This is a genomic window from Paraburkholderia sp. XV (genome assembly GCF_020177535.1).
Lineage (GTDB): Bacteria > Pseudomonadota > Gammaproteobacteria > Burkholderiales > Burkholderiaceae > Paraburkholderia > Paraburkholderia caribensis.
Genome location: NZ_JAGUUD010000072.1, coordinates 16,266 through 37,665 on the forward strand (window position 1 = coordinate 16,266; position 21,400 = coordinate 37,665).

Here is a 21,400-nt window from a genome sequence, read left to right on the forward strand (position 1 = left end):
TGCACCCGCTACGCCGCCGCGCTATCCGCTTTCCATTGAACACGACGCGCTCGCGCAAGCTGAGCCGCTTCCACAGAGCATTGACATGAGCACTGAATTCTCCCTCGACCGGTTCGAATCCCTCGTTTCTGCGCGCGATCACGACGCCGCGAATGAAGAGCTGATCGTGTTGTTCAATACGTTGGCCTCGAACCGCAGCAGGCTGCCCGGCGTCGAACTGGCGCTCGCCGACCCCACCCGACCGGCCAACGAAGAAGGCGCGCGGACGCTGCAGCGCATCACGGACGCCATCACCGCGCTCCTCGCCGATCCGCAATTCCAGCTGAACGAAAAACAGTTCAATCAGCTTTTCTCCGCCCGGCATTTCCTCAACATGCTGTTCGTCGCGTCGGCGTATGGCAGCACGGACCACATTCTGCGCACGCTGCTCGCCGACGCAGGCGAAGCGCCCGCCGCCGACGTCGCGAAAGCGCTGATCAGGAAGCAGATCGTGCTCTACACCGTGGAATCGGAGTACGACATCGATCTCGCCGACATGGCGAAGAGCGATCCCGTGCTGGCAACGAGCCTCGGCATGTCGGTCGTCAGTTCGGCCGTGGTGATTTCGCCCGCAGCGCACGCCAAGCGCGAACGTCTGATCGAATGGCTGCCCAGCGCCCTCGAATCCATCGAAGATCTCGACGATCTGGCCGGCCCGGCTGTTTGCGGTGCGTACATGCATTGCAGCTATTCGGACTTGCCGAACCGGCACGCGATCAAGCGCGGCATCAGCCGGCTGGTGCGCAAGAAGCTGGGCACACTCGGCCTGCTCGACCACGAAGCCGAAGTCGGCCGTGCTGCAACGCCCGAAGCTGCGGCATCGCGCGGCGAACGCAAGCCGCTGATGGTGGTGGTGCTCGAATGGTTCAACGGCGGCCATTCGATCTATCGCACCCATTCGCGCACGATGCTCGCCGCCCGCGAGCGCTTCGAAGTCGTTGCGTTCGGCGACGCGCAGCATGTAGACGAAGCGGGACGCGCGGTGTTCGACCGCTTCATACCGTTCGAGCATGCCGAATATGTCGGCGAGATCGTCCGGCAGGTGCGGGACTTCGCGCTCGAGAATCAGGCGGCCGTGCTGTACATGCCGAGCGTCGGCATGTTCCCGCATACCGTCTTCATGACGAACGTGCGCGTCGCGCCGCTGCAGATCGCCGCGCTCGGCCATCCCGCGACGATGCACGCCGAATGCATCGACTACGTGAGCGTCGAGGAAGACTTCGTCGGCGATCCCGCGTGCTTCAGCGAAAAGCTGATGCAACTGCCGAAAGACGGCCAGCCGTACGTGCCGTCCAGGCTGCTGACCGACGTTGCGCCGAGCCTCCCCAGGCGTGGCGAGTTCATCAACATCGCCGTGACGGCGAGCGCGATGAAGCTCAATCCGCGCTTTCTCGACGCGTGCCGCCGCATCATCGACACGGCCGGCATCCCGGTGGGCTTCCACTTCATGACGTCCTGGTCAGAAGGACTCGATATCGCGTACGTGCGCCGTCTGGTCGAGTCCGCGCTGCCGCTCGAAAATGTCGTGGTGTACGGCGGGATGAGCTATCCGGCCTATCTGAGGGTGATCAACCTGATGGACATGTTCGTCAGCCCGTTCCCGTTCGGCAACACCAACGGCATCGTCGATGCATTCACGCTCGGCCTGCCCGGCGTCAACCTGTGCGGCCGCGAGGTCTTCGAGCACATCGACAGCGGGCTGTTTGAACGCTGCGACATGCCCGGCTGGCTGACCACCCATTCCGTCGACGAATACGTGCGCGCAGCCGTGCGGCTCGCCACCCAGCACGAGGAGCGCGAAGCGTTGCGCCGCAAGATGATCGAGACGAAAGCGGTAGAACGGATTTTCGAGGGGCGGCCCGAAGCGTTTGGCCGGAATGTGCTGGCGCTCGTGAACGCACAGGCGCAAGGCCACGTGAACTTGCAGACTCGAATCTGACCACGTGACGGCGGCGTAGAACGTCGCCTCCGTCTTCCAGCCAGAAACCGGCCGGGCGCTCGCCGCCCCGCCGGTTTTTTTGTCACCACCGCAGCCGGTCGAAGCGCCGCGTGTACTGCAGATCCATCCCCTGGAAGGTGCCGCCGTACGCGGCCACCGACCAGTAACGCGTCAGGTTCACCGTCGCCTTGATCGCGTTGCTCGCCGACTGCAAACCCTGTTCGTAGCCGATCACGAGCCATTCGCTCATCGCCTTCGACACCATCACGACCTGTGGATCGGTCAGCCCCACTTCGCTTCGCCCGATCGAGAACTCGTCGAGCCCGAACTCCTGCGCGATACGCTTGCCGCTCGCACTGCCGAGCAACGCGAGCGCCGTCGTCATCGTGCTTTGCTGGCCGACGTTGTTGCCCTGGTCGGTGCCGTGGCCGAACAGCAGCCACGACAGCTTTTCGTTGTCGGGCACGTTCGGCTCCGACACCAGCTTCGCGACGGGCGACTGGATCGTGCCCGTCACCTGCACGCCCGCTTCGACCTGCTGGTTGCGGCGCATCGCGAGAATATTGATGCCGGGGTTCGCAACCGGCCCGTTGAACGTGAAGAAGCCGTTCTCGATGCCGAGCTTGCGGCCGAATGCCGTATAGGTCGAACCCTCCGTCACGCGCACGTTGCCCACTGCCCGCAGCGGCAGATTCGGCGCGGACAGCGCCGTGATCGTGCCGCGCAGACCGACATCGGCGCCCTGGCCGCGGAAGCGGAATTTCTGGCCGAGATCGATATCGATGTTCGCGCGCGGCGCAAACGCGCCGACGGGCTTGTTCGAATTGCCGACTTCCTGCGGCTTGCCGCTCGCCACCGAGCCATCCGGACGCACCACCACCACGTCGTCGCCCAGCCGCGGCTCGGACTTGTCGGGCATATCGAACAGCGCGTGATCGATGACGAACTTGCCGTTGATCGCGAGGCCGCCCTGGGTGCCCGCGTTGGCGACGCTCGCGCTGCCCGACATGGTCAGTTGCCGGTCCGGCGACGCGAACAGTTCGAGCTGATCGGCGACGATGCTCGCCGTCAGGTCGGGCTCCGTGTTATCCAGCCGCACGCGGCCCGTCGCGCGCAGCGTGCCTGTCGCGCCGTGGAACTCGACCTGCTGGAAATCGACGAGGTTCTCCGACAACGCGATGCGCACCACGCCGTCCTTCAACTGCACCCCCAGATCGACCAGCGTCGCGGACAGACCGTCGCCGACCAGCGATCCCGACAGATTCGGCTTCGCGACCGTGCCGCCGAGCGCGAGCTTCAACGCCAGATGGCCGTCGAGCAGGTAGCTCGGCCCGAACAGGCCGCCCGTCGTCTTCAGCGACGGCACGTTCGCGTTGATCGAGCCCGACAGCGGCCCTTCGTCGTTGACCATCAGCACGCCGTCGCGCGGTACGAGCGTCGTGTGCGCCGACGCGTCGACCACGCCGATGCGGCTTGCCTGCGCATGTACGGTCGCGTTCAGCTGATTGCCGCCGCTGAAATCCGCACGCGCCGCGACGTCGGTGATGCCGAGCGGCGAGAAGCCGCGTCCGACCTCGATCGTAATGTCGCCGCCGCGCCGCTTCAGCTGGATATGGCCTGTCGCGGTCTCGCCGAGCGCAAAGTCCCAGTCGCCGTCGAACACGAGGTCCGTCTTCAAGGTCGACGGCACGCCCGTGAACTCCTGGCGCAGTTCGAGCATGCGCGCCACCGACACGCCCGTCAGCGTACCCGCCGACCTGATGCGCCCGTGATCGAGCGCAAACGACTTCAGGTCGAGCACCGAGCCCTCCAGCGTGAGGCGCGTCGGGCCGAGCGTCACGCGCTGGCCGCCCGCGCTGACGGTCAGCGGCGTCTCCATGTTGAGCGCAGGCGTGCCCTTGTTCGACAGGCGCGTGACGGTGCCGTCCCAGTGCGTGCCGTCGCGCGCATCGGTGAGTTTGCCGTTCGCGGCCACGGCCAGATCGAGTGGGCGGCCTTGCAGCGTGCCTTTCGCGGCGGCTTCGAGCGTGTGCTTTGCACGCGTGCCGTTCAGGCGCGCGGTGAGCGTGTTCAGTTCGACGCCCGCCGTGCTGAGATTGCGCGCGTCCGTCGTGAAGACCATCGCGCCGTTCGCACCGTCGCGCAGTTCGGCGTGCCCTTCGGCGTGCCCGACCTTGTTCGCACCGAACACGACGCTGTCGGCGTTGTAGTCGAGCATGACATTCGGATGCTCGAACGTGCCCGTCACGTCGCCCTGCGCCGCGACCACGCCGGCGAGACCGAAGCCGAGCCGCTCCAGTTCCGGCGCGTCGACATGAAAGCGCAGCCGGTCGCCGCGCGCGCCGAAGCTGCCTTGCAGATCGACCTGATTGCCCGCCACCGACAAATTCGCGCGGCTCGGCAGAATGCGCGATCCGGCGAGCTGGATCGTGCCGCTGCCCGTCATCGGCAGGCCGTCGTAGACGCTTTCGCCGAGACGGAACTCGGCTTTTGTCGTGAAGGTTGGTGCGAGCAGGCCCGCCGCCGTCAGCGTGCCGTTCACGCGTGCCTCGATCTTGCGCGACGCGGGAGCTTTCACGGGCGCTTTCGGCGCGCCTGCCGGTGCGCTCTTGCCCTTGCCCGAGCCGCTCGCGCTGGCTGGCGCCGCCGCGCGCGACGGCGTCTGCGTGGTCAACGACAGCGGATCGAAATCCGTCAGCGTCGCCTTCAGGTTATAGGTGGAACTGGCGTCGCGCTTGATCGCACCGTTCAGGTCGATGCGTCCCTTGCCCGAACTCACGCGCACGTCGTTGAAACTGGTGCGCGCGGGGTCGAGCGTGACCTTGCCCTGCACGCGCAGCGCCGCCTTCGGATCGTTCAGGTCGAGCGTGACGCTCTGCACGTCGTCGTTCAGCCGGATCGAGACCGGGCCGGCGAACTGCGTCGGCCGCACGCTCGCTTGCAGCGCGTTCAGATCGAGCTTCGCGACCTTCAGATCGAACTGGCCACGCTTGCCCATCAGCTCGCCGCCGCCCGTGACGGTCGCTTCCTTCAGCAGGCGCACGGCGAGGTTCGAAATGCGCTGCGCCTTGGCGTCGAGCCTCACGTCGGCGCGCGCGTCGATCAGCGGCAGCAGATGCGCATCGATCGAGCCGGGCTTCGCGTTCACAATCGACACCTGGCCTTGCACCGCGAAACCCGGCGAGCGATGGGCGGCATCGGCTTCCGCCTGCGATGCCGCCAGCGGTGCGCCAGGTGCACTTGCCGCGCTCGCGAGGACTGAGGAACTTGCCGCGTGGCCTGCTTTCGCCGAACTGGCCGAACTGCCCGCACGCGCAGATTTCCCCCCGCTCGCCGAACCCGACGAACCCACCGAACCCGCCGCCGTGACCGTGCTCGCAGCAGCCACGGCACTCGCCACGTCCGCGCCACTCGCGGGCACCCCATGCCCTGCCGCGTCCCGCTGCACCGGCTGGAGTTCTGCGCGCACGGCGAGATCGGCCAGCGGCGCGCCGGGCGCGAACGCTTGCGGATTGACGTGATCGAAATTCAGCGTCGCGCGTTGCAGTGGCACCTCCGCGAACGGCGTCGCCTCGACGCGCGCGTGGCCTGTCAGCTTCATGCCCGATGCGTCGAGCTCGGCAACCAGCGTTTCGAGCGAACCCGACAGATGCGCGCTCACCTGGACGGCTTCGTCGTTGACCTTGCCCGAATAGCCAGCGTCGCCCGTCAGCGGAAACGGCCGCACGCCGTCTAGCTTCGCCGCTGCCGTCACTGCGCCGAACGGCGTATCGAGGCGATCGACGGACGCTTCGTGATGGCGCCCGTCGCTGCGCCCATGGAACAGCAGCCGCGCGTATTCCGAGGTGGATGCGCCCTCGTGCAGGATCAGCTTCCCGACGCTCAGATCGCGCACGGCCAGTTGCAGCGGCAGCCGCAGATCCTGCGGCAGACTCAGCGGCTTGGACTTCGACGTGGACGGCGCGATACGCGCTTCGACGGTGCCGACATGCAGATAATCGACGACGAAACGCCACGGCTTGTCGGACAGCGCCCATTTCCCGTCGATGCGGTCGACGCGAATATCTGTGCCGCTACCGTCGAGGCTGCGCCAGCGCACGTCGCGCATGTGCAGCCCCGTCGCGATCGCGCCGCCGTCGAGCTTGCCTTCCAGCTGGCCGTGCAGCAGCTTCACGGCCGTCTGCCACGCGTACGCGGTGCCGCGCTCGGTGACGACCACGCCGTACAGCAGCCCGCCGACGAGCGCAACGAGCACTGCGGGCACGGTGATCGCCCATGCGATCTTTTTCCACAGACGACGCCGCTTCCTCGGCGGCGGCGTGTCCGAACCATCCGGACCGCCCGGCGGTTCGCCGCCGGACGGTGCGCCGCCGGACGGGTGGTCGGATGAGTTCTCGGATAGGTCCGTCGTCATGCTCAAAAAGTGCCGTCGATTCAGTGTGATGTCAGAACGCGATACCTAGCGTCAGATACGGCCGCACACTGCGGTTGCGCGTGCCGTACGCGACGTCGATGTTGACCGGGCCGACGGGGCTGCGCCAGCGCGCGCCCACGCCGACGCCCGGATAGAAGACTTTCTCGCCCCACGCGTCGGTGGCCGTGCCGATGTCGAAGAACGCGGCCGCGCCCCAGTCGCGGTTGAACCAGTGCTGATATTCGGACGTCGCCGTCACGAGGTACTTGGTCGGCAGAATCGAGCCGCCGACGTTGTTACCGATACTCTGATACCCGTACCCGCGCACCGAGTTCGAGCCGCCCGCGCGGAACAGCAGCGACGCGGGCACGCCGCTCGACGGCCCGCTCGTGAACACGCCGCCCAGCTCCGCGCGAAACAGCACGAGGTCGCGCGCGCCGACGGGCAGGTATTGCTGGCCGCGCGCATAGCCGCGAATGAAGGTCTGGTCGGTCGCCACGCCCTTGACCGCGAAGCCCGCCTCGACGTGGATCAGGTTGCCCGAGCGCGGAAACAGCGGGTCGTCGGTATTGCGGCGCGTCCATGACCACGCGGGCACGAGCGCGCGGCTCGTGGTCGGCGCCTGGGTATTCTGGTCCAGCCTGTCCTGGTAGTAGAGCAGCGAGTACGCGTAGTCGATGTACTGCGAGGTCCGCGTGCGCTGCACGCCCGCGCGCAAGCTGTAGATGCGCGTGTCGGACACGTTGGTGCTGGTGTACGACAGGAGCGCGCTATTGGTCCAGCCGCGCAGGCCCGGCGGCATCGCAAGGGTCACCTGGCCGTACTGCTGGATCTGGTCGAGCCGGCCAGCGACGGTAAACGGCCAGGCCGCGCCGAACGTGTCGAGATACGAATACGAGCCCTGCACATGCGCGCCCGTGTCCGTCGAATAGCCGACGCCGCCGCGCACGCTGTTATACGGAAACTCGCTGACCTTGACGTGCACGGGTGTGTCGAGCGGCTTTTCCGTGTCGTTGCCGACGTCGATCGCGACGCTCGCGTAGTACGGCGTGTTCTGCAACTGGCGCTGCAGCTCGGTCACACGCTGGACATCGTAGACTTCGCCCGGCGAGATCGGATTCACGTTCCGCACGATCCGCTCCGGATAGCGCCGCGTGCCCGAGACATCCAGGTTGCCCATCGTGAAGGTCGGGCCGCTGTCGTAGGTGACGGACAGTTTCGCGTCATGCGTGCGAGGATCGATCCGGGCCTCCGAACGCGCGATCTTCGCGCCCAGATAGCGGCGCGATTGCAGCGCCTTGAGCGACGCGTCCTTCGCATCGTCCCAGTCCGTCTGCGTGAACGGTTCGCCCTCGTGCAGCGAGAACGCAAAGCGCGTCTTGTTTTCCTGCTCCGGGTCTTCCGTCAGCACGGGGCCGCGAAACGACAGCGAAATCGAAGAGATGGTCGTGCGCGGGCCGGGATCGACGGAAACGCGCACGACTTTTTTGTCGTCGACGGTGCGCACGTCGGTGCGCACGACGGGCGTGAAATAGCCTTGCGTCGACGTCAGGTCGCGCACCTGCTGCGGCGTCGCCGTCACGAGAAAGTCGAATTGCTCGGGGCTGATGTCCTCGCGTTTCGCGAAGCGGGAAATGTCCAGATGCTCTTCGAGCAGCTTGCGCAGCGAGCGCGGCTCCGCTTCCACGTCGACCGTGTACGCCGGCTTCGCGCGCGCGGCGTGCGCGTGCGTCGTGGCGAGCAGCAGCACGCACAACCCGCACGACAGACATGCGCGCAGCAGCGTCGCCGCCAACGACGCGCGCTGCATCGCGCGACGCCCTGTCACGGTGCTTTCGTGGCGATGCTTGCGCGACCGCTCGATGGCCCACCCCGCCAAACACGACCTCCGGCTCTTATTGACCATTGTTGAAGATTGCCGACACCCGGCCCGCCTGGGCGCAGGGGGAACGAGCGCTATTTGAACACATCGGCGCCGCCGCGCCATTTACGGGATACGCCGCTGCACGCTGCCCCGAGGCGGCACGGTGCAACGGGCGCCCGCCTTGGACGCGGCCGGCGGCCCACGGTTCCGCCCGGTTCCGCCGACTTTTCGCTTGAGGCTGGCGAGCTTGCGGTAAAATCCTGTTCTGCACGAGCGGCCCCGCGTCATCAGCACGTCGGGCGCCGTCATCTTCATTCACGGACGTCGAGCCATGTATCAATCGGATATCACGCAGTTCCTGAATCAACTGAAGGCGCAAAAGCCCACCCTGGAAGAAGAGCAACGCCGCGGCCGCTCGCTGCTGTGGGACAAGCAGCCAATCGACCTCGACGAGCGCGCAGCCAATCAGGAAGCGCGCGTGAAGCAGAACTCGTACGTCTACTACCAGAACTTCTAAGTGACCACCGCCGACGAGGCCCGCGCCGCTTCGGGACAGCCCGACGCAGCGCTCGCCGCGCCCGCTACCGACTCGACGCCCAATACCGTCGACGGCATCGCTTTCGCGCGCCTGTACGGCGAGCCGCTCTTCAAGCTGCCGCAGGATCTCTACATCCCGCCCGACGCGCTCGAAGTCTTTCTGGAGACGTTCGAAGGCCCGCTGGATCTGCTGCTGTACCTGATCCGCAAGCAGAACTTCAACGTGCTCGACATCCCGATGGCCGAAGTCACGAACCAGTATCTCGGCTATGTCGAACAGTTGCGCAAGACCAATCTCGAACTCGCCGCCGAATATCTGCTGATGGCCGCGATGCTCATCGAGATCAAGTCGCGCATGCTGCTGCCCGTCAAGAAGGCGGACACGGGTGAGGAAGCGGAAGACCCGCGCGCCGAACTGGTCCGCCGCCTGCTCGAATACGAGCAGATGAAGCTCGCGGCCCAGCGCCTGGATCAGTTGCCGCAACTTGGACGCGATTTCCTGCGCGCCGAGGTGTATATCGAGCAAAGCATCACGCCGCGCTTCCCGGACGTGAACACGGACGACCTGCGCTCCGCGTGGGCCGACGTGATCAAACGCGCGAAGCTCGTCCAGCATCACAAGATCTCGCGCGAAGAGCTGTCCGTGCGCGAGCACATGAGCGTGATCCTGCGCCGGCTGCAGGGCGCGCGCTTCATGGAGTTTTCCGAACTGTTCGACACGACGCGCGGCGTACCCGTCGTGGTCGTGAACTTCATCGCGATGCTCGAGCTGTCGCGTGAATCGTTGATCGAGATCACGCAAGCCGAGCCGTTCGCGCCGATTTACGTGCGGCTGGCCTACCTGCCCGCCTGACGGGCTGCCGGCCGCGCGCGGGGACGTCATTGCAGCACGCTTTCCTCCCGCTGTCGCAGCCGTTCACGGAACCGAAACGAAGCTTTCCGGACGCCGTATCGCACGGCCTCGCGTGGCTTATCCGGCCCGCATCGCGTTCCAATATCCGGGATGCCAGGCGTTTACCCCGCCGCCCAAACTCGGTGCAGCACGACAATAAATCCACTACAATCCCGCGCTCGAAGCCAGCCTGCCGGACGGCCTGCGCCGGGCTTCGCGTGGATTTCCCGACACCGCGCGAATCGTCGCGTGAACGAGACAACCGCGAGCCTCGCTGCCGCCTGCCGGCGGTCGGCGTGACTCACAACATTGCCCGATCATGAAAGTCATCAGCTCGATCCAGGAATTGCGCGACCAGTTGCGCGGCCAGAACCGCACCGCCTTCGTGCCGACGATGGGCAACCTGCACGAGGGCCATCTGTCGCTGATGCGCCTCGCGCGTCAGCACGGCGACCCGGTGGTGGCGAGCATCTTCGTGAACCGCCTGCAGTTCGGACCGAACGAAGACTTCGACAAGTATCCGCGCACGCTCCAGGACGACATCGACAAGCTGCAGAAGGAAAACGTCTACGTGCTGTTCGCGCCGACGGAGCGGGACATGTACCCGCAGCCGCAGGAATACCGCGTGCATCCGCCGCACGATCTCGGCGACATTCTCGAAGGCGAGTTCCGCCCCGGCTTCTTCACGGGCGTGTGCACGGTCGTGATGAAGCTGATGTCGTGCGTGCAGCCGCGCGTCGCCGTGTTCGGCAAGAAGGATTACCAGCAGTTGATGATCGTGCGCGCGATGACCGAGCAGTTCGCGCTGCCGTGCGACATCGTCGCCGCCGAAACCGTGCGCGACACCGACGGCCTCGCGCTCAGCTCGCGCAACCGCTATCTGACCGGGCCCGAGCGCGCCGAGGCGCCGATGCTCGCCGCCACGCTACAAAGCGTGCGCGAGCGCGTGCTGTCGGGCAACCGCGACTTCGCGAAGCTGGAGCAGGAAGCCGTCGCGTCGCTGGCTGCGCGCGGCTGGAAGCCGGACTACATCGCGATCCGCAAGCGCTCGAACCTCGTCGCGCCCGCCGCGCACGAACTGGACGCGCCACTCGTGGTGCTCGCCGCCGCGAAGCTCGGCGCGACGCGCCTGATCGACAATCTCGAAATCTGACGGTCTGAAGGACAAGCCATGCAACGCAACATGCTGAAGTCGAAAATTCACCGCGCGGTGGTCACGCACTGCGAACTGCACTACGAAGGCTCGTGCGCGATCGACGAGAACCTGCTCGAAGCGGCAAACATCGTCGAAAACGAACGTATCGACATCTGGAACATCAACAACGGCGAGCGCTTCTCGACGTACGCGATCAAGGGCGAGCGCGGCAGCGGCATGATTTCGCTGAACGGCTCGGCGGCGCGGCGCGCGCAATTGGGCGATCTGGTGATCATCGCGGCGTTCGCGAACGTCGACGAGGAAGAATTGAAGGCGGGCTGGAAGCCGGATCTGGTGTTCGTCGACGAACACAACGTGATCAAGGGCAGCCGCGACCACGTCCCGACGCAAAGCTGGAGCTGATCGCCCCGGCCGTCTGAGCCTCATGCATGACACGGTTGAAGGCGCTTGCGACAGGCGCCTTTAACTTTTCTTGCCGCCGCCCTTCCCGTTCGCGGCCTTCCCGTCGACCCACGACGTGATCGACGCCCACTGCTCCAGATCCTTTTCGACGCGGCTCTTCGCCACGTCCCAGAGCGTCAGGCCGTGCGCCGCCAGTTGCACGTAATTCTGCGTGTCGCGCAGATAGCCGAGCACGGGCAGATCGAGCCCTTCGACGAAGCGATGCAGCTGATCCGCCGACTTCGTACGCGCATCCACCCGCATGCCGACCACGCCGATTTCGATTGCGCCCTTGCGCACGGCTTTCTCTTTGGCGAGGCGTTCGAGAAATTCCTTGGTTGCGAGAATATCGAAGATGGACGGCTGCAGCGGCACGATCACCTTGTCCGCCAGCGACAACGCCACGTTCAGCCGGTTGCCGTGCAGCCCGGCAGGCGTGTCGATCACGGCCTGCTCGAGCCCTTTGGGCGGCTTCGCTGGCGCATCGGGGTCGACCTCCCAGGTTTCGATGGCAGGCAAGGTTTCCGGACGCAGATCGAGCCAGGCATGCGCCGACTGCTGCCGGTCGAGGTCGGCGAGCGCGACCCATTGGCCCTCGGCCGCGAAATAGCCAGCCAGATTGGTCGACAGCGTGCTCTTGCCCACGCCGCCCTTTGGATTCGCCACCACGATCACCGTCATGAATTCTCCCGGGAAGATGGCTGGCGCTGGCCAGCCGGTTTGCCGCTCGACTTCCGGCCCGCCTCGCGATTGTGGCTCGCTGCGACGGTTCGTGCCCCTGCGTTGCCCGTGCGCGCGGCATGGCCGATTGGTTCCAGCCGTTGATAATATCGGCAAAACCCGTCAGGCCGAAGTCCCTACGCGCCTGAGGGACGCTTCCAGCCCCTTTTTTCGAGAATCATGACCATGAGCAAACTGCGCAGCGAATACACGATCGACCGGCTTCACGAACGCCAGAAAGGCTCGCTGCCGGGCTTGCTGGGTGTACGCGTCACGGACCTCGCAGAAGGCGCGCTGACGGCCGAGCTGACCGTGCGCAGCGAACTGCTCGCGCCGAACGGCTTCCTGCATGCGGCCACCGTGATCGGTCTCGCCGATACCGCCTGCGGCTACGCGTGCCTCGCGCATCTGCCCGACAATGCGCGCAATTTCACGACGATCGAGCTGAAGAGCAACTTTCTCGGGACGTCGACGGAAGGAACGATCCGCGCCGTCGCGAAAGCCGTGCATCTGGGCCGCAGCACACAGGTGTGGGACGCGACGGTGACGGCGCCCGACGGCAAGACGATGGCGCTGTTTCGCTGCACGCAGATCGTGCTGTACTGATACGGGATTGCGGTGGGGGTGGATCTGGCGCGGCGACGCGCCGCCATGACGATTTACGACAAATCCCATCTCGTCCCCCGCGTATGATCGGGGGCGCCAGCGTCGTCACCGCGCCGTATCCCTCACTCCAGCAACATGTCTTCTCAACTCCCGAATCTTGAAGCCGCGCTAGAGGCGCATCGCGCCGGGCGCTTTGACGAAGCCGAATGCGGCTACCGCGAAACGCTTGAACGCAATCCGCATGAACCCAATGCGCTACGCCTGCTGGGCGTCGTGCTAACGGTGCGCGGCATGTGGATCGAAGCCGAAGCGCTGTTTTACCGCGCGATCGCGCTGGGAGAAGACGCACTTTGCCTGGGCAATCTTGCGGAATTGCTGCTGATGCGCAAACGGACGCAAGAGGCTTATGCCATCTGCTATCGCGCGATCAGCATCGATCCGGACTGCGCTTTCGCGCATTTCCAGCTCGCCGAAGCGTTGAACGCGGATTCGCGCGTCGAGGAGGCCGAAGCCGCGTATCGGCGCGCAATCGACCTCGAACCTCCGTTCCTGGCTGCGCATAACAATCTCGGGAACCTGCTAGTCAGCCTCGGCCGCCTCGACGAAGGCGCTGCCGCGTTTCGCCGGGCGCTGGAATTCGACGGCAACTATATCCACGGGTTGTACAACCTCGGCATGGCGCTGCTGCGCGGCGCGCAGCCCGTCGAAGCGGAAGCCGCGTTCCGCGGCGCGCTCGCCGTGCAATCCGATCACCGCGACGCGCTGCACAATCTCGGCACGGCGCTCAAGCTCCAGGGCCGTTACGATGAAGCGGAAGCCGCCTATCGTCAGACGCTCGCGCTCGCGCCGGATTTCGCCGATGCCCGCTGGAATCTCGGGGTCCTGCTGCTCACGCAAGGCCGCCTCGAAGAAGGCTGGCCGCACGCCGAAGCCCGGCTCGCACAGCAGCCCAAACCGGACGCCGTGCCGCCGCCCGCGGGCATGCGGCAATGGCTGGGAGAATCGCTCGAAGGGAAGTCGCTTCTGTTGTGGCACGAGCAGGGTTATGGCGACTGTGTGCAGTTCGCGCGCTACGCGCCGCTCCTGAAAACGCTCGGCGTGCGTCATCTGACGCTGATGTGCCCCGAGCCGATGAAGCCGCTGATGGCAACGATGGCGGGTGTGGACGAGATCAGAAGCCATACCGCCGGCCTCCCCGCGCATGACTACTGGGCGTACCCGCTGAGCCTGCCGCTGCGGTTCGGCACCAGGCTCGACACGGTGCCCGCCGCGCTGCCTTATCTGCGTGCCTTGCCGGAACGCATCGAGCGCTGGCGCCCGCGCCTGGCCGCAGGAAATGGGCTGAAGATCGGGCTGGTCTGGAAAGGCTTCGCCGGAAACCAGCACGACGAGACGCGCTCGGTTCCCGGTCTCGCGCCGCTCGCGCCATTGTGGACGGTGCCCGGCGCGACATTCTTCAGTCTGCAGAAAGGCCAGGGCGAGACGGAAGCCGCTGCGCCGCCCGCAGGCCAGCCCATCGTGCATCTGGGCTCCTCCATCGAGGATTTCGCCGATACGGCGGCCATCGTTGCGCAGTTGGACCTGCTTGTCACCGTGGACACGGCAGCGGCGCACATCGCGGGCGCGCTCGGCAAGCCGTGCTGGCTGATGCTGCCGCGCGACTGGACGGACTGGCGCTGGCTGCTGGAGCGGGACGACTCGCCGTGGTATCCGGGCGTGATGCGCCTGTTCCGGCAGTCGGATGCGCGAGACTGGCGGGAAGTGGCCGAACGCATCGCGGATGCGTTACGGCAAAGCCGCACATGATTCAGCGGGCAAGCGGCGCACCGGCCTGCCCGCGCTGCATCGCCCGATGCGTCAGGCCGCCTTGCGCGCCTGGCCAACCGGCGCCGCCTTCACGCCGCCCACTGCAAACAGGCCATTGCCGAGCAGCGACTGCACGATGAGCGTGACCGCCCAGAACGCCGGATATTCCCAGCCGCCATGCGGCGACGCGAAGCCCCAGCCGTTCGGCAGATGCACCGACATCGCGCCGAGCATGAACGGCAGCAGCACCAGGGCGACCCAGCGGACCTGCACGCCAAGCAGCAACGCAATGCCGCCGAACAGTTCGACGAAGGCCGTCAGATAACCGAGCCAGCCCGGATACCCGATCGACTGAAAGAACTGCGCCGTGCCCGGCAGCGTGAAGACGAAGATTTTCTGCAGGCTGTGCGCCAGATACAACACGGCTAGCGCAACGCGCAGGATCGTGGCGGCAAGCTCGGGTTTGCTGGCGGCGATCGGATTCATGTCGGTTCCTTGGATCAGGTTTGACCGCGCGGAATGCGCGGTCGATGGAACGGACTTTATTCGAACCGATGCGTAGGAAAAATCGCCATCACGGCTTAGATTAATTCCTGCTGAGAACGAATCAACCGACGGCCGCCCACAAGCGCTTCAGATCGAGATGTTCGGCGAGCGTGTCGGCGAGGCGCTCCAGCGACGCCTCGCGCAGCGCCGGATAGTCGATCGCCTCGGCTTGCCTCAACCCCGCCCACGCCAGCAGCGAGGCACACGCGGCGGGCGTGTCGAACAGACCGTGCACGTAGGTGGCGAGAATCTGGCCGTCGCTGGAACGGGCGCCGTCGGGGCGCAGGCCGCCTGTCCCGTCGGCGAGCAGCAGCGCCGGAACATCGAGCGCGGGCCCTTGCGTCTCGCCCATGTGAATCTCGTAGCCGGCGATCGCGGCGGCTTCGGCCGCGAGGCGTCCCGTCACGTTCTTGAGCGTCTTCTCGCGCGTGAGCGTCGTCGAGAAGTCGAGCCAGCCGAGCCCGGCCACGGTCGCGGGCGGCCCTTCGACGCCGTACGGGTCCGCCACTTCGCGCCCGAGCATCTGCATGCCGCCGCAAATGCCGATCACCCGCCCGCCGTAGCGCAGATGCCGTTGCAGCACGGCGTCCCAGCCCTGTGCGCGCAGAAACGCCAGATCGCCCTGCACGTTCTTCGAGCCGGGCAGGATGATCAGATCCGCGGCCGGCGGCGTGCTGCCCGCGCGCACGTAATGGAAATCGACTTGCGGATGGGCGCGCAGCGCATCGAAATCCGTGTGATTGCTGATGTGCGGCAGCACGGGCACGACGACGCGCAACATCTCGTGACCCTCCGCATTCGCCGCCCGCAACTCGCGCGGCAGCATGTCTTCGGCATCGAGCGTGAGGCCATGCAGATACGGCACGACGCCGAGCACGGGCTTGCCCGTCTTCGCTTCGAGCCAGTCGAGCCCCGGCTGCAACAGACTCACGTCGCCACGAAAGCGGTTGATCACGAAGCCGCGCACGCGCGCCTGCTCGGTCTCGGACAGACAGGCGAGCGTGCCCGTCAGATGCGCGAACACGCCGCCGCGATCGATGTCGGCGACCAGTACGACGGGGCAATCCACCGCTTCCGCGAAACCCATGTTGGCGATGTCGCGATCGCGCAGATTGATTTCGGCGGGACTGCCCGCGCCTTCGACGAAAATCGTGTCGTACGACGCCTTGAGCCGTGCGTACGATTCGAGCACCGCTTCGAACGCGACGGGTTTGTAGTCGTGATACGCGCGCGCATCGAGATTCATGCGCGCCTTGCCGTGGATGATCACCTGCGCGCCGCGGTCGCTGGTCGGCTTGAGCAGCACGGGGTTGAGATCGGTATGCGCGTCGATGCCCGCGGCCACCGCCTGCAATGCCTGCGCGCGGCCGATTTCGCCGCCGTCGACGGTCACTGCGCTATTGAGCGCCATGTTCTGCGGCTTGAACGGCGCGACCCGCGCGCCCGTGCGCCGCGCGAGACGGCATAGACCTGCGACGAGCGTGCTCTTGCCCGCATCGGAGGTCGTGCCTTGGATCATCAGCGTGCCGCGCGGTACGTCGAGCGGTTCAGACAAAGCGTCGGGAATGGAAGACACAGTGTGCGCGAACAGGGTGAGAAAGGAAGCCCGCATTATCCCATCGCACTCTCGCCCACGCGCCTGAACGATGGCACGGCCGGTACAGTCGGTACAGTCGGTACAATCACGCGATGATTTCCCGCGACCTCACCTTCGTCCTCGGCGGCGCCCGCTCGGGCAAGAGCCTGCACGCCGAACAACTCGCTAGCGCGAGCGCGTTGCCCGTCACTTATATCGCGACCGCGCGTATCGGCGACGACGAATTCGCTGCGCGCGTCGCGCGTCATCGCGAACGACGGCCCGCGCAGTGGGCCTTGCTCGAAGCACCGCTCGATCTGCCGCAAGCCGTCGCGCAGGTCGATCAGCCGCAGCACTGCGTGCTGATCGACTGCCTGACGTTGTGGCTCGCCAACCTGCTTTGCCCTGCCGACGGCTCGCCGCCGCTAGCCGATTACCTCGACCGTTTCGCCGCGCTCGAAACGACGCTCGCGCAGGCGCGCGCGAAGATCATCGTCGTCAGCAACGAGATTGGCCTGGGCGTCGTGCCGCTCGGCGCGGCCACGCGTCTGTATGTCGACGAGCTGGGCCGTCTCAACCAGCGCATCGCGGCCGTCAGCACGCAGGCAACGATGATGGTCGCGGGCCTGCCGCTGCAACTGAAACCCGCGAGCCGCGCATGATGCTGCTGTCCTTGCCGCTTGTCGCGACACTCGCCACGGCCGCCGTCGCCGTCGACAAATGGCTCGGCGAACCGCGCCGCGCGCATCCGCTGGTCGGCTTCGGCAAGCTCGCAGCGAAGCTCGAAGCGGCGCTGAACACGGGCCGGCGCGGCCGGCTGTTCGGCATTCTCGCGTGGCTGCTTGCCGTCGCGCCGCCCGTTCTGATCGCCACGTGGCTCGTGCTGACGCTGCCGTTGATCTGGTCGTGCGCGCTGCATGTCGCGCTGCTGTACTTCGCGCTCGGCGCGCGCAGCTTGCACGATCACATCGAGCCGATCGGCCGCGCGCTCGCGAAACGCGATCTCGCGCAAGCGCGCGTGTTGACGGCGCGCATCGTGTCGCGCGAAACATCGCATGCGGACGAAAGCGCGCTGTCGCGTGCCGCCGTCGAATCGGCATTGGAAAACGGCAACGATGCGATCTTCGGCGCATTGTTCTGGTTTGCGATCTTCGGCGGTCCGGGCGCGCTGGGGTTTCGTCTCGCGAATACGCTCGATGCGATGTGGGGTTATCGCACGCCGCGCTATCTGCGCTTCGGCTGGGCAGCCGCGCGTTTCGACGATGTGCTCAACTACCTGCCCGCGCGGCTGACCGCCCTCAGCTACGCGTTGCTCGGCGACACGCGCACCGCGCTGCAATGCTGGCGTGAACAGGCACCGCGCTGGGACAGCCCGAACGCGGGGCCCGTGATGGCCTCAGGCGCGGGCAGCCTCAACGTGCTGCTCGGCGGCGCGGCCATCTATCACGGTGTGATAGAACAACGTCCGACGCTCGGCGCAGGTCACGCGGCGAGCGCGCAGCATATCGAGGCGGCGCTGATACTGGTCGAGCGCAGCGTGATCCTGTGGCTCGCCATGTTCATCGCGCTCGCGCTGTTGAGCGTGCCGTTTCAGAGCTAGACGATGACACGAACCATTCTGCACGGCGGCAATCTGCATGAAGCGGCGCGCCGCTACGCGATCCCTTACGACGCGTGGCTCGATCTGTCGACGGGCATCAATCCGCACGGCTACCCGGTGCCGCCCGTTCCCGCCGATGCATGGCGGCGTCTGCCCGACAACGGCGACGGTTTCGCCGAACGTGCGGCGCGTTACTACGGCGCGCCGGACGCATCGCATGTGTTGCCCGTCGCGGGCAGCCAGGCGGCGATCCGCTCGCTGCCTCACCTGCTTCGACAGGGCACGGTCGGCATTGCACCGCTGACGTATGGCGAATACGCGCCTGCGTTTTCGCGCGCAGGGCACCGCGTGACGACACTCGACGTCACACTTTCGACGTTGCCTGATGACATCACGCATGCTGTCGTCGTCAATCCGAACAATCCGACAGCCGACCATCTGCGCGCCGCGACGCTGCTGCAATGGCATGAAACGCTGAGCGAACGCGGCGGCACGCTGATCGTCGACGAAGCGTTCGCCGATGCGATGCCGTCCGGGTCGCTGGCCGCGCATACGCATCGCGAAGGACTCGTCGTGCTGCGCTCGCCCGGCAAGTTCTTTGGTCTTGCGGGCGTGCGCGCGGGGTTCGTGCTGGCTTGCCCTTCACTGCTCGAACCGCTCGATCACACGCTGGGAGCATGGACCGTCAGCGGCCCGGCACGTCATGCCGTCAGCGCCGCATTCGCCGACACGGCGTGGCAGCACGACATGCGCGCGCAGCTCGCGGACGAAAGCGCCCGACTTGTCGCGCTGCTGTCTGCGCACGGCTTCATCGTGCATTCGACGCCGCTCTTCGCATGGATCGCCGACACGCGCGCTGCGCAACTGCACGATGCGCTCGCAAAACAAGGTATCTGGACACGCTTCTTCGCCGATCCGGCGAGCGTGCGCTTCGGGCTGCCTGCAACGCAAAGCGAATGGACCCGCCTGGAAACCTGCCTGCAACACGCGATGACGGCACGATAAGAACAATGCGACTTTCCCGATCACTTCGCGCACTGATCGCGACCTGCGCGCTTGCCATCACAGCGCACGCGCATGCGGCCGTCACCGTCGTCGACGACACAGGCGCGACCGTGACGCTCGCACAACCCGCGCAACGCGTCATCAGCCTCGCGCCGCACGTCACGGAATTGATCTACGCAGCAGGCGGCGGCGCGAAGCTCGTCGGCGCGGTCGCGTATAGCGACTACCCGCCCGCGGCGAAACAGGTGCCCCGCGTCGGCGACAACAAGTCGCTCGATCTCGAACGCATCGTCGCGTTGAAACCCGATCTGATCGTCGTGTGGCGGCATGGCAATGCGCAGCGGCAGACCGACCGGCTGCGCGAACTGCACATCCCCCTCTACTTCAGCGAGCCGCAGCGCCTGGACGATATCGCCGTATCGCTGACGAAGCTCGGCGCGCTGCTCGGCACGTCGCCATCCGCCGACGCGGCGGCGCGCACTTATCGCGACGAGATCGCGCGGCTGCGCACGCGCTATGCGACGCAGCCTGTCGTCAGCGTGTTCTATCAGGTATGGGACGAGCCCTTGATGACGCTCAACGGGGAGCACATGATCAGCGATGTGATCGCACTATGCGGCGGACGCAACGTGTTTGCGAAGCTCGAACCGCTGGTGCCGACGGTCTCGACGGAAGCGGTGCTGGCCGCCAATCCCGAGGCGATCGTCACGGCCGCGGCCGGCGCGACGCAGCCGGATCGCCCACTCCCTTCGCTCGACAAATGGAAAGCCTGGCCCGGCATGACGGCTGTGGCGCGCCACAACCTGTTTGCGATCGACGGCGATCTGATCAACCGCCCCGCGCCGCGTCTCGCGCAAGGCGCGGCGCAACTGTGCGAAGACCTCGACGTTGCGCGCTCGCGCCGCGCGGGCCATTAACCGACGTCACGCGTTCCAGCGCACGATCGACCATTGCAGGTTCGTATCGTCGCGGCGCAACCAGACGCAACCCGCCATATCGATCGACCATCTCAGGCAGCGCTCGACAGGCAACCCGAGCACGGTCGCCGCGATCACGCGCATCACGCCCGCATGCGTGACGACATATGCCGGCGTCAATTCCCGTGTCTGCTGGAACACGTCGAACCACGCGCGCACGCGGCCCACGAACTGCTCGACGCTTTCGCCGCCATGCGCGCGCGCACCTTCGAAATCCTCTGCCCACGCATCGAGCAACGCGCGATCGATATCGTCCCAGCGTTGCAACTCCCACGTGCCGAAGTCCATTTCCTTCAGGCTGTCGTCGATGCTGTACGCGCAACCGAAGTTCGCGGCGAGCGCGGTCGCGACCGTCGCGCAGCGTGTGAGGGGGCTCGACAGCAGCACGCGTGGCGCGGGCACCTGCAAGGTTGCCAGGCGCACGGCGATGGCAGCCGCCGACGCCTCCGGCGCATCGGCGAGCGCCACGTCGCTCTGGCCGTAGCACACGCCCTCTTGTACGGAAACAGCCGGGTGTCGGATCAGAACGATATCCATGCGAGTCCCACCAGGTAGATGGCCAGTTCGAAGATCTGCTGCGCGAAGCCAAGGCAATCGCCCGTATAGCCGCCGATGCGTCTGACGAAATAGCGGCCCAGCATGAAACGCAACACCACGAGCACCAGCAGCGTGATGCAACCGGCACGCCAGTGCGGCCAGAAGAGCCATGGCATACCCAGAAAGATAGCGCAGCCAAAAGCATTGCGTGACATGCGCTGCGCAACCGGTTTCGCCTTGCCTTGCGCTCGCACGTAATCGAGCGTGACGAGATAGCTGATCGCGCAGGCGCGACTCGCCGCATGCGCCGCGATCATCAGCCACGCCGCGTAGAGCGGCGGCAAGGCCGCGAGCGTTTGCCACTTCAATGCAAGCGCGACCATCAACGCAATCGCGCCGAATGCGCCGATGCGCGAGTCATGCATGATGCGCAGCGTGTCATCGCGCGTATAGGCGCCGCCGAACGCATCGACGCAATCGGCCAGCCCGTCTTCATGGAATGCGCCCGTGACGAGCAGCGTCGTTGCCATCGACAGCAACACGGCCACGCCCGGCGGAAAGATGCGCAGGGCGGCCATGTATACGACGGCGCCCGCTGCGCCGACCAACGCGCCGATCAATGGAAAGTAACGCGCCGCCGCGTTCAGATAATGCGGTTCGTAGCCGACCCAGCGCGGCACGGGCACGCGCGTGAAGTAGCCGAGCGCCGTGAAGAAATAACGCAGTTCATTCATGGCTGATTCGA

At 66.1% G+C, this 21,400-nt stretch carries 18 protein-coding genes; 11 read left to right on the forward strand and 7 right to left on the reverse strand.

All coding sequences use genetic code 11. From position 1 onward, the window contains the following. Positions 1-85: 85 nt before the first annotated feature. The gene (locus KFO72_RS27620; RefSeq protein WP_225033455.1) at positions 86-1,978 is read left to right on the forward strand and encodes an adhesin; all 1,893 of its coding nucleotides are present in this window, start codon (positions 86-88) and stop codon (positions 1,976-1,978) included. Positions 1,979-2,060: 82 nt separating this feature from the next. Here KFO72_RS27620 and KFO72_RS27625 read toward each other — a convergent pair whose 3' ends face one another. Both KFO72_RS27625 and KFO72_RS27630 read right to left on the reverse strand, forming a co-directional pair. Beyond that, complete coding sequence (locus tag KFO72_RS27625; protein WP_225033456.1) at positions 2,061-6,392, reverse strand: translocation/assembly module TamB domain-containing protein; 4,332 nt, start codon at positions 6,390-6,392, stop codon at positions 2,061-2,063. A 31-nt stretch (positions 6,393-6,423) separates the two neighbouring features. Further along, positions 6,424-8,202, reverse strand: coding sequence for an autotransporter assembly complex protein TamA (locus KFO72_RS27630; protein WP_374727130.1), 1,779 nt, complete (start codon positions 8,200-8,202; stop codon positions 6,424-6,426). A gap of 385 nt (positions 8,203-8,587) precedes the next feature. Here KFO72_RS27630 and KFO72_RS27635 point away from each other — a divergent pair, with 385 nt between their 5' ends. The 4 genes from KFO72_RS27635 to panD all read left to right on the forward strand — a co-directional run bounded on the left by KFO72_RS27635 (position 8,588) and on the right by panD (position 11,243). Beyond that, positions 8,588-8,773, forward strand: a complete 186-nt coding sequence (locus KFO72_RS27635; protein WP_036003444.1) for a DUF3460 family protein — start codon at positions 8,588-8,590, stop codon at positions 8,771-8,773. After that, positions 8,774-9,646, forward strand: a complete 873-nt coding sequence (locus KFO72_RS27640; RefSeq protein ID WP_036003440.1) for a segregation and condensation protein A — start codon at positions 8,774-8,776, stop codon at positions 9,644-9,646. It abuts the gene before it with no gap. A 358-nt stretch (positions 9,647-10,004) separates the two neighbouring features. Further along, positions 10,005-10,838 carry a pantoate--beta-alanine ligase gene (gene panC / locus KFO72_RS27645; RefSeq protein WP_054929871.1) on the forward strand — a complete coding sequence of 278 codons (834 nt, stop codon included), beginning with the start codon at positions 10,005-10,007 and terminating at the stop codon, positions 10,836-10,838. A gap of 18 nt (positions 10,839-10,856) precedes the next feature. Continuing rightward, a complete protein-coding gene (panD, locus tag KFO72_RS27650; RefSeq protein WP_054929870.1) occupies positions 10,857-11,243 on the forward strand; it encodes an aspartate 1-decarboxylase in 387 nt (128 codons plus the stop codon). Between the two features lie 60 nt (positions 11,244-11,303). On the opposite strand, the gene KFO72_RS27655 is transcribed toward panD, so the two are convergent. Then, positions 11,304-11,963 carry a ParA family protein gene (locus tag KFO72_RS27655; protein ID WP_054929869.1) on the reverse strand — a complete coding sequence of 220 codons (660 nt, stop codon included), beginning with the start codon at positions 11,961-11,963 and terminating at the stop codon, positions 11,304-11,306. A gap of 225 nt (positions 11,964-12,188) precedes the next feature. Between KFO72_RS27655 and KFO72_RS27660 the strand changes: the two genes are divergently transcribed. Both KFO72_RS27660 and KFO72_RS27665 read left to right on the forward strand, forming a co-directional pair. Then, positions 12,189-12,608, forward strand: coding sequence for a PaaI family thioesterase (locus tag KFO72_RS27660; RefSeq protein WP_060599986.1), 420 nt, complete (start codon positions 12,189-12,191; stop codon positions 12,606-12,608). 135 nt (positions 12,609-12,743) lie between these two features. Continuing rightward, a complete protein-coding gene (locus tag KFO72_RS27665; protein WP_225033457.1) occupies positions 12,744-14,414 on the forward strand; it encodes a tetratricopeptide repeat protein in 1,671 nt (556 codons plus the stop codon). A gap of 51 nt (positions 14,415-14,465) precedes the next feature. Here the strand turns inward: KFO72_RS27665 and KFO72_RS27670 are convergent, their stop codons facing one another. Further along, entirely contained in the window at positions 14,466-14,900 is a 435-nt protein-coding gene (locus KFO72_RS27670; RefSeq protein WP_054929866.1) for a DoxX family protein, read from the reverse strand. 121 nt (positions 14,901-15,021) lie between these two features. Further along, positions 15,022-16,479, reverse strand: a complete 1,458-nt coding sequence (locus KFO72_RS27675) for a cobyric acid synthase (protein WP_224100247.1) — start codon at positions 16,477-16,479, stop codon at positions 15,022-15,024. A 170-nt stretch (positions 16,480-16,649) separates the two neighbouring features. On the opposite strand from KFO72_RS27675, the gene cobU reads away from it, so the two are divergent. The 4 genes from cobU to KFO72_RS27695 are packed head-to-tail and all read left to right on the forward strand — an operon-like array spanning position 16,650 to position 20,058. Then, positions 16,650-17,198 carry a bifunctional adenosylcobinamide kinase/adenosylcobinamide-phosphate guanylyltransferase gene (gene cobU, locus KFO72_RS27680; RefSeq protein ID WP_062915616.1) on the forward strand — a complete coding sequence of 183 codons (549 nt, stop codon included), beginning with the start codon at positions 16,650-16,652 and terminating at the stop codon, positions 17,196-17,198. Further along, on the forward strand, positions 17,195-18,136 hold the full coding sequence (gene cbiB / locus KFO72_RS27685) for an adenosylcobinamide-phosphate synthase CbiB (RefSeq protein ID WP_036003423.1): 942 nt from the start codon (positions 17,195-17,197) through the stop codon (positions 18,134-18,136). Before cobU ends, cbiB begins: the two co-directional genes overlap by 4 nt. A gap of 3 nt (positions 18,137-18,139) precedes the next feature. After that, positions 18,140-19,141: a threonine-phosphate decarboxylase CobD gene (gene cobD / locus KFO72_RS27690; RefSeq protein ID WP_225033458.1), complete on the forward strand. Its 1,002-nt coding sequence runs from the start codon at positions 18,140-18,142 to the stop codon at positions 19,139-19,141. 5 nt (positions 19,142-19,146) lie between these two features. Further along, the gene (locus tag KFO72_RS27695) at positions 19,147-20,058 is read left to right on the forward strand and encodes a cobalamin-binding protein (protein WP_225033459.1); all 912 of its coding nucleotides are present in this window, start codon (positions 19,147-19,149) and stop codon (positions 20,056-20,058) included. A gap of 6 nt (positions 20,059-20,064) precedes the next feature. On the opposite strand, the gene cobC is transcribed toward KFO72_RS27695, so the two are convergent. Further along, positions 20,065-20,655 (reverse strand): alpha-ribazole phosphatase, encoded by a 591-nt coding sequence (gene cobC / locus KFO72_RS27700; protein ID WP_062915620.1) that lies wholly within the window; start codon positions 20,653-20,655, stop codon positions 20,065-20,067. Beyond that, positions 20,640-21,389: an adenosylcobinamide-GDP ribazoletransferase gene (locus tag KFO72_RS27705; protein WP_060599972.1), complete on the reverse strand. Its 750-nt coding sequence runs from the start codon at positions 21,387-21,389 to the stop codon at positions 20,640-20,642. Before KFO72_RS27705 ends, cobC begins: the two co-directional genes overlap by 16 nt. Between the last annotated feature and the right edge of the window lie 11 nt (positions 21,390-21,400).

Coding starts and splice junctions, on each gene's coding strand:
- KFO72_RS27620 (WP_225033455.1), top strand. CDS start 86: ATGAGCACTGAATTCTCCCTCGACCGGTTCGAATCCCTCGTTTCTGCG.
- KFO72_RS27625 (WP_225033456.1), bottom strand. CDS start 6,392: ATGACGACGGACCTATCCGAGAACTCATCCGACCACCCGTCCGGCGGC.
- KFO72_RS27630 (WP_374727130.1), bottom strand. CDS start 8,202: ATGCAGCGCGCGTCGTTGGCGGCGACGCTGCTGCGCGCATGTCTGTCG.
- KFO72_RS27635 (WP_036003444.1), top strand. CDS start 8,588: ATGTATCAATCGGATATCACGCAGTTCCTGAATCAACTGAAGGCGCAA.
- panC (WP_054929871.1), top strand. CDS start 10,005: ATGAAAGTCATCAGCTCGATCCAGGAATTGCGCGACCAGTTGCGCGGC.
- panD (WP_054929870.1), top strand. CDS start 10,857: ATGCAACGCAACATGCTGAAGTCGAAAATTCACCGCGCGGTGGTCACG.
- KFO72_RS27655 (WP_054929869.1), bottom strand. CDS start 11,963: ATGACGGTGATCGTGGTGGCGAATCCAAAGGGCGGCGTGGGCAAGAGC.
- KFO72_RS27660 (WP_060599986.1), top strand. CDS start 12,189: ATGAGCAAACTGCGCAGCGAATACACGATCGACCGGCTTCACGAACGC.
- KFO72_RS27665 (WP_225033457.1), top strand. CDS start 12,744: ATGTCTTCTCAACTCCCGAATCTTGAAGCCGCGCTAGAGGCGCATCGC.
- KFO72_RS27670 (WP_054929866.1), bottom strand. CDS start 14,900: ATGAATCCGATCGCCGCCAGCAAACCCGAGCTTGCCGCCACGATCCTG.
- KFO72_RS27675 (WP_224100247.1), bottom strand. CDS start 16,479: ATGATCCAAGGCACGACCTCCGATGCGGGCAAGAGCACGCTCGTCGCA.
- cobU (WP_062915616.1), top strand. CDS start 16,650: ATGATTTCCCGCGACCTCACCTTCGTCCTCGGCGGCGCCCGCTCGGGC.
- cbiB (WP_036003423.1), top strand. CDS start 17,195: ATGATGCTGCTGTCCTTGCCGCTTGTCGCGACACTCGCCACGGCCGCC.
- cobD (WP_225033458.1), top strand. CDS start 18,140: ATGACACGAACCATTCTGCACGGCGGCAATCTGCATGAAGCGGCGCGC.
- KFO72_RS27695 (WP_225033459.1), top strand. CDS start 19,147: ATGCGACTTTCCCGATCACTTCGCGCACTGATCGCGACCTGCGCGCTT.
- cobC (WP_062915620.1), bottom strand. CDS start 20,655: ATGGATATCGTTCTGATCCGACACCCGGCTGTTTCCGTACAAGAGGGC.
- KFO72_RS27705 (WP_060599972.1), bottom strand. CDS start 21,389: ATGAATGAACTGCGTTATTTCTTCACGGCGCTCGGCTACTTCACGCGC.